The organism is Streptomyces sp. TSRI0107, assembly GCF_001905845.1.
In the GTDB taxonomy this organism is placed as follows: Bacteria; Actinomycetota; Actinomycetes; order Streptomycetales; family Streptomycetaceae; genus Streptomyces.
The window spans coordinates 75,690-89,479 of the sequence record NZ_LIVZ01000021.1 but is presented as its reverse complement, the minus strand read 5'-3'; the positions used below and the strand labels follow the sequence as shown (position 1 = coordinate 89,479).

The window sequence follows — 13,790 nt, the reverse complement described above, 5'->3', positions numbered from 1 at the left end:
GACGACGCACCACGAACAGACCAACGCGCCAACCACTTTGCGGACACGCCCTAGGTTTCCGCGGGCGGTCACACCGCGACGACCCGGACCCCCGCGTCCTCGAACCGGCGGACCGTGGCCTCGTCCGCCGCCGTGTCCGTGACCAGCGTGTCCACCTCGCGCGTGCCGCAGATCCGGGCGAACGCCCGGCGCCCCAGCTTGCTGGAGTCCGCGGCGACCACCACCCGCTCGGCGCGCTCGCACAGGAGCCGGTTGATCGCGGCCTCCGCCTCGTCGTGCGCGGCGGCGCCGTGCACCGCGTCGAAGGCGACGACCCCCAGCACCGCCACGTCCAGCGTGACCTGGGCCAGGACGCCGTCCGCGAGCGGCCCGATCAGCTCGTACGACTGGGCCCGCGCCACCCCGCCGGTCACCACGATCTTGAACTGGGGCCGTACGGCCAGCTCGTTGGCGATGTTGAGCGCGTTGGTGACCACGGTGAGCGCGGGCGATCCGGAGCCGAGATCGCCGCGCACGGCCAGCGCGCGGGCCACCTCGGTGGTGGTCGTGCCCCCGGTCAGCCCGACCGCCTCGCCGGGCGCGATCAGCTCCGCCACCGCCTTGGCGATGCGCTGCTTCTCGGAGGCGCGGCGGGCGGTCTTGTAGCGCAGCGGCAGCTCGTACGACACCCCGTGCACCACCGCGCCGCCCCGGGTGCGGACGAGCATCTGCTGCTCGGCGAGCTGGTCGAAGTCCCGGCGGATCGTCGCGGCCGAGACCTCCAGCTCGGCGGCCGCCTCCTCGACGTCCAGCCGGCCGCGCTCGACGAGCAGTTCCAGCAGCGCCTTCCAGCGGGCGTCGCGTGACATCCGCACCCTCCATTCCATGTCCTCCCGGCGACCCTAGCGCACCCCGCCTTCCGTCGAATGCTTGAAGATGCTTGAAAACTCGCGCTATCTTGCAAAAACAATCACCGCAGGGAGGGGTTACGGCATGACACATGTCGAGGACGAGCTGCGCACCCAGCCGGAGTGCTGGACCAGGGCCGCCGCGGAGGCCCCCGGACACCGTGCCGCCCTGCCCGCACCGGGGGAGCGGGTCGCGGTCGTCGGGTGCGGCACCTCGTACTTCATGGCACGGGCCGCCGCCGCGCTGCGCGAGAGCACCGGGCAGGGCGAGACGGACGCCTACGCCGCCTCGGAGTTCCCGCACGACCGCCCGTATGACCGCGTGGTGGCGCTCACCCGCTCCGGCACCACCACCGAAGTGCTCGAACTGCTCGGCAAGACACGCGGCCGGGTGCGCACCACCGCGATCACCGCCGACCCCCGCACCCCCGTCATGGAGGTCGCCGACGACCTCGTCGTGCTCGACCACGCCGACGAACGCTCCGTCGTGCAGACCCGCTTCGCGACCACCGCGCTCACCCTGCTCCGCGCCCACCTGGGCCTGCACACCGACGCCGTCGTCGCCGACGCCCGTACCGCCCTCGCCGAGGACCTGCCCGAAGGGCTGGCGGACCGCACCCAGTTCACCTTCCTCGGCCGGGGCTGGACCGTCGGTCTGGCCGACGAGGCCGCGCTGAAGATGCGCGAGGCCGCCCGCGCCTGGACCGAGTCCTACCCGGCCATGGAGTACCGGCACGGTCCCATCAGCGTCACCACGCACGGCACCGCCACCTGGATGCTCGGCGAGGCACCCCCCGGCCTCGCCGAACAGGTACGGGCCACCGGCGCCCAGTGGGTCGCGGGCACCCTCGACCCGCTCGCCGAACTGGTCCGCGCCCAGCGCCTCGCGGTCGCCGTCGCCGCCGCCCGCGGCCTCGACCCCGACCGGCCCCGCCACCTCACCCGCTCGGTGATCCTCGCGCCCTGACCCGCGCCGGAAAGGACAGACCGTGCCTCTCGTCCCCACCGGCGGGCTCGTCACCGGCGCCGCCGGGGCCCGCTCCGCCGTGGCCGCCTTCAACATCATCACGCTGGAACACATCGAGGCCGTCGTCGCCGGCGCGGAGGCTGCGGGCTCGCCCGTCGTCCTCCAGGTCAGCGAGAACGCCGTGAAGTACCGCTACGGACGGCTCCTGCCGCTGGCCCGCGCCGCCGTCGCCGCCGCCGAACGGGCCGCCGTGCCCGTCGCCCTGCACCTCGACCACGTGCAGAGCGACAGCCTGCTGCGGCAGGCGCCGGACGCCGGGTTCAGCTCCGTGATGTACGACGCGGCCCGGCTGCCGTACGCCGAGAACCTGGCCGCCACCCGTGCCGCAGCCGACTGGGCGCATGCCCAAGGGCTCTGGATCGAGGCCGAGTTGGGGGAGGTCGGCGGCAAGGACGGGCGGCCCCCGCTGGACGCCCACGCGCCCGGCGCGCGCACGCATCCGGCGCAGGCCCGCGCCTTCGTCGCGGACACCGGAGTCGACGCCCTCGCCGTCGCCGTCGGCAGCGTCCACGCCATGACCACCCGCACCGCCCGCCTCGACCACGCCCTGCTCAAACGCCTCGCCGGCGCCCTCGACGTACCCCTCGTGCTGCACGGCTCCTCAGGGCTGCCGGACGACGAGCTGACCGAGGCGGTGGCGGGCGGCATCACCAAGGTCAACGTGGGCACGGCCCTCAACATCGCCATGACCGCCGCGATCCGGACCTATCTCGCCGCCCACCCCGAGGCGGTCGACTCCCGCGGCTACCTGACGGTGGGCCGGGAGGCGATGGCGGAGACGGTGACGCGGATCATCCGTGTCCTCACGACACCCCCTGGCGGCGCTTGACCGCCTTCAGCACCACGAACTTCCGGTCGCTCGCCACCACCTCGCTGTTGCCGAACAGGCGACGCAGCTTCACGTGGTACCCGAGGTGCCGGTTGCCGATCACCCACAGCTCACCGCCCGGCCGCAGCACCCGCCGGGCGCCGGTGAACATCCGCCAGGCCGTGGCGTCCGTCGTGGCCTGGTGGGAGTGGAACGGCGGATTGTTGAGCACCACGTCCACGCTGCCGGACGCCACCCCCGCCAGCCCGTCCCCGACCCGGAACTCCGCGTGCCCCGGCACCCCGTTCGCCTTGTACGTCGCCTCGGCCGACGCCACCGCCTGGAACGACTCGTCCACGAACAGCACCTCGGCCTGCGGATTGGCCAGCGCCACCGCCGTACCGACCACCCCGTTGCCGCAGCCCAGGTCCACCACCCGCTCGGCCCCGCGGCTCGGCGGCAGATGCCCCAGGAAGAACCGGGTGCCGATGTCCAGCCGGTCGGCGCAGAACACACCCGCGTGGTTGACGACCGTGTGCCCGGACGCGGGCCCGATGCCGTCCGGCAGCGTGTAGCTGTACGGCCACGGGTTCTCCGGCCGCGGCGACGACGGATCCGGCGTGGCGAAGATCAGCCGTGCCTTCTGCTCGGCGAGCGAGGTACGGGTCGGCCCGATGATCCGCTCGAACAGCTGAAGCGTCGAGGTGTGGATCTCCTTCACCATTCCGGTGCCGACGACCACCGTGTCCGCGTGCAGCGCGGGCGCCAGCCGCAGCAACTGGTCCTCCAGCAGCGCCAGGCTCTTCGGCACCCGCACCAGCAGCACGTCGATCCGCTCGGGCGGCGGGTCCTGCGTGGTGAGCAGCCGCACCGTGCCCGGCCGCACCCCGGCCCGCGCCAGGTTCGCGCGGGTCGCCTTTTGGGCGAGGAAGGAGTCGGTGATCTGCGTCGGCGCGTGCGCCGCCAGCGCCGTCGCCAGCGCGCCCCAGCGGTCGCCGGCGATCACGACCGTGCCGGTCAGCGGCACCTCCCGGTCCGCCAGGTGCCGCAGCAGATACGCGTCGGAGGCGTCCCAGGCCCGCAGGCGGTCACGCGGGTCCTCGGGGAAACGGGTGAGCGCCAGCTCGCCCCAGGGGGTCGTCATACGGTCGTTCATCGTGCGTCAAGGCTAGCCGAGCCGCAGCTCAGAGGCGGTGGGGGACGGTGGGGCAGGATGGACGGCATGGACGCCGAGCTGTTCCCCCGAGACCGCACGCCGGTCGCGCCCGGCGCGGTGCACGTCCCGGACTGGCTGGATCCCGACGGTCAGCGCGAGCTGCTGGCGGCCTGCCGGGACTGGGCGCGCCCGCCCGCCGGACTGCGCACCGTGCGCACCCCGGGCGGCGGCACCATGACCGCCCGCCAGGTCTGCCTCGGCTGGCACTGGTACCCGTACGCCTACGCCCGCACGGTCGTCGACGGCGACCACACCCCGGTCAAGCCGTTCCCGGACTGGCTCGGCGAGCTGGGCCGGCGCGCGGCCGCCGACGCCCTCGGCCCCGACGCGGCCACGGACGCGGCGTACGACATCGCCCTGATCAACTTCTACGACGCCGACGCCCGCATGGGCATGCACCGCGACGCCGACGAACGCTCCGACGCCCCGGTGGTGTCCCTGAGCCTCGGTGACACCTGCGTCTTCCGGTTCGGCAACACCGAGACCCGGAGCCGCCCCTACACCGACGTGGAACTGCGCAGCGGCGACCTGTTCGTGTTCGGCGGGCCGTCCCGGCTCGCCTACCACGGGGTACCGCGCGTGTACGCCGGGACCGCCCCGTCCGGCCTGGGCCTGCGCGGGCGGCTCAACGTGACGTTGCGGGTCAGCGGCTTCCCGGCCGCCGCCTGACGAACGGATCATGGGAGACTCCCCCTCATGAGCGGCAAGGCGGACCCCCGGCCGACGGGGGCAGGGACCACCTCGAGGACGCGGTTGGACCGGGGGCGCGGCGCGCTCGGGCCCGCATTGGAGCTCGTGCACACCGGACGCGCACCCACCCGCGCCGTGCTCACCGCCGAACTGGGCGTCACCCGCGCCACGGCCGGCGCGGTCGCCGCCGAACTGGAGGCGCTCGGCCTGATCCGGGTCGACGCCCGGCCCGGCGCCGCCGCCGGCTCCCAGGGCCGCCCCTCGCACCGGCTCCGGCTCGCCGACGACGGCCCCGTCGCGCTCGCCGCGCAGGTGCACGCCGACGGCTTCCGGGCCGCGCTGGTCGGCCTCGGCGGCCGGATCGTCGCCACCGCGCCCGGCTGCGAGACCGTCGACGCCGACCCGGCCAAGGTGCTCGGCTCCGTCGTCGAGGCCGGCGCGGAACTGCTGCGGGAGACCGGGCGGCGGTGCGTGGGCGCCGGACTCGCGGTGCCGTCCGCGGTCGCCGAACCGGAGGGCCTGGCCCTGAACCCGCTGCACCTGGCCTGGCCGGCGGGGGCGCCGGTGCGGGAGATCTTCGCCGAGTGCGTCCGCGCCGCCGGCATCACCGGGCCCGCCTTCGCCGCCAACGACGTCAACCTGGCCGCGCTCGCCGAGCACCGGCACGGCGCCGGGCGCGGATCCCGCGACCTGCTGTGCGTGGCCACCGGGCACCGCGGTGTCGGCGGGGCGCTGGTGCTCGACGGGCGGCTGCACTCCGGCAGTTCGGGCCTCGCCCTGGAGGTCGGCCACCTCACCGTCAACCCCGAGGGCCGGCCCTGCCACTGCGGCAGCCGCGGCTGCCTCGACGTGGAGGCCGACCCGCTGGCCCTGCTCACCACAGCGGGCCGCGCGCCCGGTCCCGAGGTGTCGCTGCTGAAACAGGCCAACGACCTGTTGCGCGAGGAGTACGACGACCCGGCCGTGCGCACGGCCGCCGAGGCGCTGATCGACCGGCTCGGCCTCGGCCTGGCCGGGCTGGTCAACATCCTCAACCCGGACCGGATCATCCTCGGCGGCCTGCACCGCACCCTCCTCGACACCGACCCCGAACGGCTGCGCGCGGTGGTCGCCGACCGCAGCCTGTGGGGCCGCAGCGGCGGCGTGCCCATCCTGCCCTGCACGCTCGACCACAACAGCCTGGTCGGAGCGGCGGAGCTGGCCTGGCAGCCGGTGCTGGACGATCCGCTGGGGGCGCTGGCCGGTTCCTGACGCGGGGTGTCAGCGGGCCGCCGCCGGCCGGTATCTGACGCGGGGCGTCAGAGGGAGGCGCCGCCGTCGATCACCAGGTCGGTGCCCACCAGGGAGGCGGCCGCGTCGGACGCCAGGTACAGCACCGCCTCCGCCACCTCCTCGGTGGACGACACACGGCCGAGCGGCGACTGCTCCTTCATCCGCACGGCCCGGTCCTCCTCGGACTCGCCGGGCTGCAGCGACATGGTGGTCGCCGACGCGCCCGGGCTGACCGCGTTGATCCGGACGCCCTCCCCGATGTGCTCCAGGGCGGCGCCCCGGGTCAGCGAGGTCACGGCCGCCTTGGTGGCGGCGTAGGCGGTCGTGCCGTTCGCCTGCTGGTGGGTGCCCAGGTTGGAGGCGACGTTGACGATCGCCCCGCCGCCCGGCTGGGTGCGCATCCGGCGGATCTCGGCCGCCATCGCGAGGAAGACGCCGGTGACGTTGACGTCGAGCACGGTCCGCCAGTCCTCCTCGGACATCTCGGGAAGCGGCCCGCCCCGGAAGACGCCCGCGTTGTTGACGGCCACGTCGAGCGAGCCGAACCGGTCGACGGCCGCCTGCACCAGCGCCGCCACGTCGGCGGCGCGGCTCACGTCGGCGGTCCGGGCGAACGCCGTGCCGCCGGCCGCCTCGATCAGGGCGACGGTCTCGTCGAGCGCCGCCCGGCCACGCCCGGCCACGACGACCCGGGCGCCCTCGGCGGCGAACGCCAGGGCGGTGGTACGGCCGATGCCGGAACCGGCGCCGGTGACGAGGACGGTGCGGTCGCTGAAACGGTTGCGGGACATGATGATCCGCCTTTCGAGGCAAGGGAGTTGAACGAGGTTGTCGTAGGGGAGTGGTTCAGGGGCGCGCGAGGCGCAGCAGGGGAGCTGCGAGCGCGAACAGCGCCGCCGTCGCGGCGAGGCTCGCCCGGTCGCCGCCGGTGGCCAGCAGCAGGGCGAAGACGACGGTGGGCCCCATCTCCATCGCCGTGTTGTGCACCCCGCCGGCCAGCCCGGTGCGTGCGGCGGGCACCCGGTCGGTGGCCAGCACGGCCGCGCCGGCGAAGGCCGCGGCGGCACCGGCCGGGAGCAGGACCAGGCCGGGCAGGACGCCGTAGCCGTAGGGGACGTCCGGGTCGAGGCCGGTGAGGGCGAGCAGCCCCAGCCCGGCGGCGCCCACGGCCAGCCCGCCGCCGGTGACCGCGACGGGGCCGAGCCGTCCGACGAGCGGCCCCGCCACCCGTCCGGAGCCGAGCAGGGCCAGCGCGAACGGCACGAACGCGGCCGAGGCGCGCAGTGCCGACCACCCCCGCTCCTCCTGCAGATGCAGCGCGAACAGGACGAACACGGTGCTGGTCCCGGCCGCCGTCAGCGAGGTCGCGACGAGCCCGAGCGCGCGCCGCCTGTCGACCAGGAAACCGGGCGGCAGCAGCGGGTCGGCCGTGCGCCGCTCCACGACGAGGAAGACGGCGAGCAGGACGCCCCCGGCGGCGACCGGCCCGAGGACCGGCGCCGAGTCCCAGGGCCGGGCGTCGGTGAGGACGAGGCCGTAGCTGAGCGACACGAGCCCGGCCGTCGCGAGGAGCGCGCCGGCGACGTCGAGGCGGGGCCCGGGTGCCGCCGGGCGGTCGTCGGGGAGGAGCCGGGGCACGAGCGGCAGGGCGGCAGCCGTGACGACGAGGGGCGCGGCGAACGCCCAACGCCAGGAAAGCAGTGCGGAGATGACACCGGAGAGCAGGTTGCCCGCCGTGGCGCCGAGCACCGACAGACCGCCCCAGGTCGCCATCGCCCGCCGGTACGCGGGCGGTTCGGGGAAGAGGGCGCGCACCACGGCCATCGCGGCGGGCGCCACCAGGGCGGCCCCGGCGCCCTGCGCGAACCGGGCGGCGAGCAGCGCCGGATATCCGGGGGCGAGCGGCGCGGCGGCCGAGGCGGCGCCGAAGAGCAGCAGCCCGGTCGGCAGGGCCCGTCGCCCGCCGTACCGGTCGGCGAGGCGCCCGCCCATGAGCAGCAGCCCCGCGAAGGTGAGCCCGTAGGCCGCGCTCAGCAGGATCAGCTCCTCGCGCGCCAGCCCGAACCGGCGCCCGATCTCGGGCAGCGGCACGGCGACGGCGGCCAGCGTGAAGATCAGGGTCACCTGTAAGGAACCGAGCAGCGCGAAGGGCAGGCGGCTGCCGCTCTTCGGCCCGGTGCGGGGCGGTGCGGCGTGGGGCGACGCGGCGTGGGGCGACGCGGCGTGGGGCGACGCGGCGTGGGGCGACGCGGCGTGGGGCGACGCGGCCTCCACCGTGCTCATGAATCCCCCCTTCGTGCTCATGAATCCCCCTCATGTGTGGATCGCATTCTGGATCGATCGGTCAAGTATTTGGGCAGCGGAAACGGTCGCCCGCGGCGCGGGTGAAGGAATCCCCGATGGCGATCGGCTTCAGGTGCGGACGGTGATCCGGTCAGTCCAGCAGTGCCAGCGCCTGCTCCGCCGCGTCGCGCACCCGCGCCGGGTCGGTGGACGCCTTGCCCACCACCCGCAGGCCCTGCAGCAGCACCAGCAGCAGCCGGGCCAGCGCCCGCGGATCACGCTCCTCGGGCAGCTCGCCCTGCGCCTGGGCGCGCACCAGTGCCGAGTGCAGCAGGGTTTCCAGGTGCTCCCAGCTCGACTCCACCCGCCGGGCCGCCGCGGTGTCGTGCGGGGCCAGCTCGGCCGCCGTGTTGGTGATGAAGCAGCCCTCCGACCGGCGGGACTCGTCGGCGGCCTCCGCCGCGAACCGCCGGACCACCGTGCGCACGGCGGGCAAGGCCGGCCCCGGCTGGGACAGTTCACGCAGGAGCAGCGGGTTCTGGGACTCGCCGTACCGGTCCAGCGCCTTGAGGTAGAGCTCCCGTTTGTTGCCGAAGGTGGCGTAGATGCTGGCGCGTCCGATGCCGAGGTGGTCGACGAGGTCCGCCATGGACGTCGCCTCGTACCCTCGCCGCCAGAACAGTTCGAGTGCCGACTGCAGGACGGCGTCCGGATCGAATTCCTTGCTCCTCGCCATGCCCTGACCCTAGGCGATTCAAGAACGACCGGTCAAGTAAAGGCCGTCCGGCCGCGAGCAAGTGAGCAACCGTCAGGAAGCGATCCTGCGCGGCCGGGCGACCAGCTCGCCGCTGCAATTGGGGCAGATCCCGTGCATTTCCGTGCCGCACGGGCCGCAGAAGGTGCACTCGTACGAGCAGATGAGGGCCGCTCCGTCGGGCGGCAGTACCGCCGTCTCACAGCGTTCGCAGCGGTCGCGCATCTCCAGGGCCATGAGCCGTCCCCCTCCGGGTGTCCGGACCCCCGTGGCCCGTGGCCCCCATCCTGCGGGCGGACGCCCGCCCGTTGAACGGCCCGGTGGGACAGAGATCGACAGGATCGGGCCAGACGCCGCTCGGGGCCGGTCGACGGCGAACGCCCGCAGCCAGTTCCCCGGGGGGCGCGTCCCTGAGGACCGTGTGGACCCGGTCACCACTGCCGGCCGCGCGGGAGTCGCGCCCGCTCCGGCGCCGACAGATGGAGGACCTGGAACCTGTCACCGTCGGCCGCCGGTGAGTCGTGAGCCCAGAGGGAGAACAGGACCAGCTCCCAGCGTCCGGTGTCCACGGCCGCCGCCGCGCACATCGCGCCCTCCTGTGCCGCGAGCCGCGCCGCCTCGCGCACCGCCTCCCCGGCGACCTCACCGGCCACGGCGCCCTCCGGCACCGGCCGCCGCTCCCGCACCGCGAGCCGCGCGGGGGCCCCGGCGGCGCCGCCCTCCTCGTAGGCGAGGCCCGTCCACTGGCGGACCGCGGGCCGCCCGAAATCGTTGCTGAGGCCCTGGAAACCGCCGCCCCAGAGGAAGGCGTTCATGCCCTGCACGGTGTTCCACAGGTAGAACGGCGCGTACTGGTTGACCGGCGAGCCCTGCACCCCGCGCTCGCGCATCAGATACGCCTTGAAGCCCAGCCCCTCCCAGTCGTCGAGGAGATGCCCGAGCCGTGCCACCCGGGCGCGGATGACATCCATGTCGTAGTCGGCGGGCAAGGCAGACGAGACACCCTTGCATGTAGCATTCCGTGCAGGGGAGGGCCTGTGACACAAGAGATTGACCTGTACTTGCGAAAGTCGGCGATCACGCGTCAGCGGGAACGCGCGCTCACGTTCCGCGCACAGGAGCAGCGGGGACGCAGGTGGGCTGACGAAAACGGCTACACCGTCCGCAAGGTATGGGCCGACAACCTGAGTGCGTACACAGACACGGTACGCCCGGAGTTCGACAAGGCCATCGGCGCGCTTCTCGCTGACGAGGTACCGGCACTGTGGTGCTACGCGGCCGACCGCTTCTCGCGCAAGGGGGCGGGAGCCGTAATCCCTCTCCTCGACGAGGGGAAGCGAATCGTCTTCGACTACGAGCGTCTTGACTCCGCCGACCCCCGGGACCGTCGAGACATCATCAACAGGGTTGAGGAAGCGCGTGAGTACTCAACCCTTCTCTCACATCGGGTTCGCGGCACGAAACAGCAGCAACGGGAAGAGGGCGCATGGTTGGGCGCCGCGCCCTATGGCCTCGAAGTGGCGGACGCAGAGACGCGAAAGCTCCGGCACGGGGCAGCGTGGCCGACGCTCGTTCGCATCTTCGAGGCGACGGCCGAGGGAAAGTCAGCGCGGACAATTGCGCAGGAACTAAATAGTGAGAGAGTGCCGTCGCCTGACGGAAAGCACTGGGGCGGGTCGACGATCCATCGCATGATCCAAAGCCCCGTGTATGAGGGATGGCAGGCGGTAGCACTGACAAAGGGCGGGCGCTCCGCCCCCTTCCGAAACAAGCAAGGTGAGCGGGTCTCCGTTCTCGCTGACGGCGTAGAGCCCGTGCCTGCGGCCCTCGTTAAGCGGGCGCGTCTAGCGGTGGCGGGGCACCTCCCAGTGGCGCCCGAATATCAGCGGGGTAAGCCGAAGCATTTGTTGTCAGGCCTCCTGCGGTGTGCGAGCTGCGGGGGAGGTACGGCGATCCATGGGCGCTCGTATCGCTGCTACAACTACACCGTCGGTAAGCCCTGCGCAGAGCCGGCATCGGCTATGAGGTCACTCATCGAGGCATACATCTTTTCAGAATGGCTCGGGGCGGTGCTGAAAGCGGACCTCGACAGCGCCGACCCTCTCATGATCGCTGTCGCTGAGCGCTGGGTGGCACTCACGAAGCCCGAGGAGACGGAGGAGCACCGTCAGGCTCTGGCAGCCGTGAAGGCCGCTGAGAAAGCTCTAGAGAGGCTTGCGGAGGACCGGAAGGCAGGCATCTACGACGGAGCCATGGGGCGGTTCTATCCGCGCCTTGTCGCAGAGGCGGAGGCGGACCTCGTCGCGGCAGAGAACAAGGCATCCGAGTTCGGCGGCGCCGTGAACCTAACGTTCTTCGACGACCTGGACATGCTGCAAGCAGCATGGGACGCCGCAGATGACGCCATGCGGCGGGACCTAATCCGGCTCGCCATCGACAAGGTCACCGTCACGCGTGGTGTCCGTGGCAAACCGTTCGTGGGCGAGGAGCGCTGCGTCATCACGTGGGCGACGCCGGCTGAGCGCTAGCCGCGCACGAGAGAGCCCCCTCCGATCGGTGAGGAGGGGGCTCTCATCATGCCTGCGGCGGAGTGCTCCACGACCCCGCAGGTGGACGTTCAGGCAGCTTCGCGCCTGGCCGTCGGCAGTAGTACGCCACAAAGCGCCGCAGGACGTCTGAGCGGTCCGTGTCCTCAGGGACTGCGTCCCCGAATGCCTGCCAGAGTTCGGCGTCGATACGGAAGCGGCTGACGGGTGTCTTCGGTTGGTTGGGCATGGGAGAACCCTATCAGGGGTGTAGCTACACCAAAGGGGTTGCGGTGTAGCTACACCTCTGCCTAAGGTGTGGCTACACCCCGACGCAAGCAAGGCAAAGGGCCCGCGAGATCTTGGCGGATGCACGGGCCCTCTGTCTCCATCACTGGAGGTCCCAGCATGGCAGACATCATCGTTCGTGGCATCGAGATCGACCCCGCTGCCCTCACCCCCGCGCAGCTCGACGGCATTGCCTGTGTCGTCTGCGCCGACGAGGAGCGCAGCATGCGCCCCGTCGGCGTCGTCGACGGCTGCCAGGTGTTCGCCTGCGTGCCCTGCGTCGACGGACCGACTGTCCTCGTCGTCGGCAACACGAGCACTGCTGACGCCCTGGCCGACCTCACCGCCTTCGCCTGTGACGTCAGCGACCGCCTCCGCTTCCCCACCGTCGTCGCCCTCCACCGCGACTACAACCCGGGGGACTACGAGGCCGTGGTGCTCGCTGAGGGCTGGGCAACGTCCTTCCCGTCGGCCGCGCTGGCTGCGGAGGCTCTGTGCACCGATGTCTGCGTCCTCTGGGCGCACGAGATCGACGAGTACCCGATCAACACGGTCTGCGGCCACTGCTGGACGGATGACCCGGAGGCCGCTCCGGTCCGCACCGACGAAGGGTGGACCACGTCGATCTGCCCCCCGTGCGCGGACCTCTCCCGCCGGCTGACGCTCCCCAACGTCCTCGTCACCGCTTGAGCCCTCCCCGCCTGACGGTTAGCCCGCCCCGAGAACGCTCGGGAGCGGGCTTCGTCGCGCTGTGGGCACCTCGTCGACATCCTCCACGCCGCCCCGGTGTCGAACCTGGACAGACTGCGGTCAAACCGTCGAGGGGCGCCTCCGTCGCGCACGTCCCCGTTGACCTGCGGTTTCTTGATGTATCTCTTCTTATCTAGGTCAGACTGGACAAAATAGAGGTGTGTTCCAGGTTCCTCCTAACGTGTTATAGAGCCTCTTGGAAATACCCTTCGGTTTGGCACTTTGGTGCGAAGTTTGGACGTGGCCGACGAAGCGTGATCCGGGTCACTCCCACATCTACCGCTGATTCCCCCATTACAGAGATGTAAGGGCGCACAGGGGTGCGCCCTCGTTCACATCAAGGGGCAGACTTGTACGACGACAACGGTGCACCCATTCGCCGGCGTACCCGCCTGGCGGACGAGGTGGAGGAGCTTCGCTACCTGGCGTTGGAGCTGGAGACGGATCACGACGCTTACGTCTCCCGGAGGCGTTCACCATGGCGGGGGCTGTCCGGGCACGACCCGCTCGACGACGTCCCCGACGAGGAGTTCGGGGAGCGGCAGTTCGAGGACTGGCACGACGTGTCAGTGGTCGACGAGGAGCGCCCGCTTCGACGTCGGCCGACGGGCCGCGAGGTGGACATCGTCCCGCCCTACGTCGGAGAGGTGACGGTCCGCGTTGATCCGGACATCGCCCGACGGTTCGCGGAGCAGCAGGCGCAGGCGACGGAGGGACCGTCGTGGCCTACCGACGGCGGGCAAGTGACTGTCGTCGGCGACTTCAAGGAGTGGCGCGGCCCGTGCATCGAGTGCGGGGAGGAGTTCACGCAGCGGCGTCCCGCGTCGCAGCGCCGGAAGTGGCGCCGGCTGTGCGGCGACGTCTGTAAGGCGGAGCGACGCCGGACGGCCAACCGTGAGCGCATGCGTGCTGTGAGGGCAGACGAGAGCGACGCCGCCTGACGCTTGTGCGCACGTACATAGGGAAGGGGGAGGGTAGAGCTGCCCCTCCCTCTCCCCTCTACTTCGTGCGATCTCCGGCCCCAGAGTGCCTAGCCGTTGACGGTCCACGAACCGCGTGACGTCGCCCTCTCCTCCGACGTCACGCCTAAGGCCCCTACCGCCTGTGTCCCTTCGGGGAGCGTGTCGAGCGCCGGTTTCCCCTTCGTGGCCGTGCCGCTCCACGCCGCTACTCCGCGGACGGTAGGGGTCTTTCCATGCCCAAAATTCGAGCCATAGAGCGAACACCACGGACGGTGAGACCATGCGCGCTCTTGACGTACCGGCCCCCGGCTCACGGCCGTGCCGGACC

Annotated in this window: 14 protein-coding genes; 7 read left to right on the top strand and 7 right to left on the bottom strand. The window is 72.2% G+C overall.

Features of this window, described 5'->3' with window-relative positions:
• Nucleotides 1-68 precede the first annotated feature (68 nt).
• Complete coding sequence (locus AMK31_RS37695) at nt 69-848, bottom strand: DeoR/GlpR family DNA-binding transcription regulator (protein ID WP_073945253.1); 780 nt, start codon at nt 846-848, stop codon at nt 69-71.
• A gap of 124 nt (nt 849-972) precedes the next feature.
• On the opposite strand from AMK31_RS37695, the gene AMK31_RS37690 reads away from it, so the two are divergent.
• Complete coding sequence (locus tag AMK31_RS37690; RefSeq protein ID WP_073945252.1) at nt 973-1,854, top strand: SIS domain-containing protein; 882 nt, start codon at nt 973-975, stop codon at nt 1,852-1,854.
• A gap of 22 nt (nt 1,855-1,876) precedes the next feature.
• The gene (locus tag AMK31_RS37685; RefSeq protein ID WP_073945251.1) at nt 1,877-2,743 is read left to right on the top strand and encodes a class II fructose-bisphosphate aldolase; all 867 of its coding nucleotides are present in this window, start codon (nt 1,877-1,879) and stop codon (nt 2,741-2,743) included.
• On the opposite strand, the gene AMK31_RS37680 is transcribed toward AMK31_RS37685, so the two are convergent.
• A complete protein-coding gene (locus AMK31_RS37680; RefSeq protein WP_073945250.1) occupies nt 2,718-3,866 on the bottom strand; it encodes a methyltransferase in 1,149 nt (382 codons plus the stop codon). The genes AMK31_RS37685 and AMK31_RS37680 overlap by 26 nt on opposite strands.
• A 78-nt stretch (nt 3,867-3,944) precedes the next feature.
• On the opposite strand from AMK31_RS37680, the gene AMK31_RS37675 reads away from it, so the two are divergent.
• Nucleotides 3,945-4,607: an alpha-ketoglutarate-dependent dioxygenase AlkB family protein gene (locus AMK31_RS37675; RefSeq protein ID WP_073945269.1), complete on the top strand. Its 663-nt coding sequence runs from the start codon at nt 3,945-3,947 to the stop codon at nt 4,605-4,607.
• Nucleotides 4,608-4,634: 27 nt separating this feature from the next.
• On the top strand, nt 4,635-5,879 hold the full coding sequence (locus AMK31_RS37670) for an ROK family protein (protein ID WP_073945249.1): 1,245 nt from the start codon (nt 4,635-4,637) through the stop codon (nt 5,877-5,879).
• 47 nt (nt 5,880-5,926) lie between these two features.
• On the opposite strand, the gene AMK31_RS37665 is transcribed toward AMK31_RS37670, so the two are convergent.
• The 5 genes from AMK31_RS37665 to AMK31_RS37645 all read right to left on the bottom strand — a co-directional run bounded on the left by AMK31_RS37665 (nt 5,927) and on the right by AMK31_RS37645 (nt 9,926).
• Nucleotides 5,927-6,691 carry an SDR family NAD(P)-dependent oxidoreductase gene (locus tag AMK31_RS37665; protein ID WP_073945248.1) on the bottom strand — a complete coding sequence of 255 codons (765 nt, stop codon included), beginning with the start codon at nt 6,689-6,691 and terminating at the stop codon, nt 5,927-5,929.
• A gap of 55 nt (nt 6,692-6,746) precedes the next feature.
• A complete protein-coding gene (locus AMK31_RS37660; RefSeq protein WP_079187106.1) occupies nt 6,747-8,183 on the bottom strand; it encodes an MFS transporter in 1,437 nt (478 codons plus the stop codon).
• Between the two features lie 151 nt (nt 8,184-8,334).
• Nucleotides 8,335-8,919 (bottom strand): TetR/AcrR family transcriptional regulator, encoded by a 585-nt coding sequence (locus tag AMK31_RS37655; protein WP_073945247.1) that lies wholly within the window; start codon nt 8,917-8,919, stop codon nt 8,335-8,337.
• A 72-nt stretch (nt 8,920-8,991) separates the two neighbouring features.
• The gene (locus AMK31_RS37650; RefSeq protein ID WP_073945246.1) at nt 8,992-9,174 is read right to left on the bottom strand and encodes a DUF1272 domain-containing protein; all 183 of its coding nucleotides are present in this window, start codon (nt 9,172-9,174) and stop codon (nt 8,992-8,994) included.
• Between the two features lie 194 nt (nt 9,175-9,368).
• Entirely contained in the window at nt 9,369-9,926 is a 558-nt protein-coding gene (locus AMK31_RS37645; RefSeq protein WP_274535997.1) for a DUF4865 family protein, read from the bottom strand.
• Between the two features lie 48 nt (nt 9,927-9,974).
• Here AMK31_RS37645 and AMK31_RS37640 point away from each other — a divergent pair, with 48 nt between their 5' ends.
• The 3 genes from AMK31_RS37640 (at nt 9,975) to AMK31_RS37630 (ending at nt 13,441) form a co-directional block, all read left to right on the top strand.
• The gene (locus AMK31_RS37640) at nt 9,975-11,465 is read left to right on the top strand and encodes a recombinase family protein (RefSeq protein ID WP_073945245.1); all 1,491 of its coding nucleotides are present in this window, start codon (nt 9,975-9,977) and stop codon (nt 11,463-11,465) included.
• 405 nt (nt 11,466-11,870) lie between these two features.
• Nucleotides 11,871-12,440: a hypothetical protein gene (locus tag AMK31_RS37635; protein ID WP_073945244.1), complete on the top strand. Its 570-nt coding sequence runs from the start codon at nt 11,871-11,873 to the stop codon at nt 12,438-12,440.
• A 410-nt stretch (nt 12,441-12,850) separates the two neighbouring features.
• A complete protein-coding gene (locus tag AMK31_RS37630; protein WP_143204305.1) occupies nt 12,851-13,441 on the top strand; it encodes a hypothetical protein in 591 nt (196 codons plus the stop codon).
• Nucleotides 13,442-13,790: the final 349 nt, after the last annotated feature.

Coding starts and splice junctions, on each gene's coding strand:
- AMK31_RS37695 (WP_073945253.1), bottom strand. CDS start 848: ATGTCACGCGACGCCCGCTGGAAGGCGCTGCTGGAACTGCTCGTCGAG.
- AMK31_RS37690 (WP_073945252.1), top strand. CDS start 973: ATGACACATGTCGAGGACGAGCTGCGCACCCAGCCGGAGTGCTGGACC.
- AMK31_RS37680 (WP_073945250.1), bottom strand. CDS start 3,866: ATGACGACCCCCTGGGGCGAGCTGGCGCTCACCCGTTTCCCCGAGGAC.
- AMK31_RS37675 (WP_073945269.1), top strand. CDS start 3,945: ATGGACGCCGAGCTGTTCCCCCGAGACCGCACGCCGGTCGCGCCCGGC.
- AMK31_RS37670 (WP_073945249.1), top strand. CDS start 4,635: ATGAGCGGCAAGGCGGACCCCCGGCCGACGGGGGCAGGGACCACCTCG.
- AMK31_RS37665 (WP_073945248.1), bottom strand. CDS start 6,691: ATGTCCCGCAACCGTTTCAGCGACCGCACCGTCCTCGTCACCGGCGCC.
- AMK31_RS37660 (WP_079187106.1), bottom strand. CDS start 8,183: ATGAGCACGGTGGAGGCCGCGTCGCCCCACGCCGCGTCGCCCCACGCC.
- AMK31_RS37655 (WP_073945247.1), bottom strand. CDS start 8,919: ATGGCGAGGAGCAAGGAATTCGATCCGGACGCCGTCCTGCAGTCGGCA.
- AMK31_RS37650 (WP_073945246.1), bottom strand. CDS start 9,174: ATGGCCCTGGAGATGCGCGACCGCTGCGAACGCTGTGAGACGGCGGTA.
- AMK31_RS37635 (WP_073945244.1), top strand. CDS start 11,871: ATGGCAGACATCATCGTTCGTGGCATCGAGATCGACCCCGCTGCCCTC.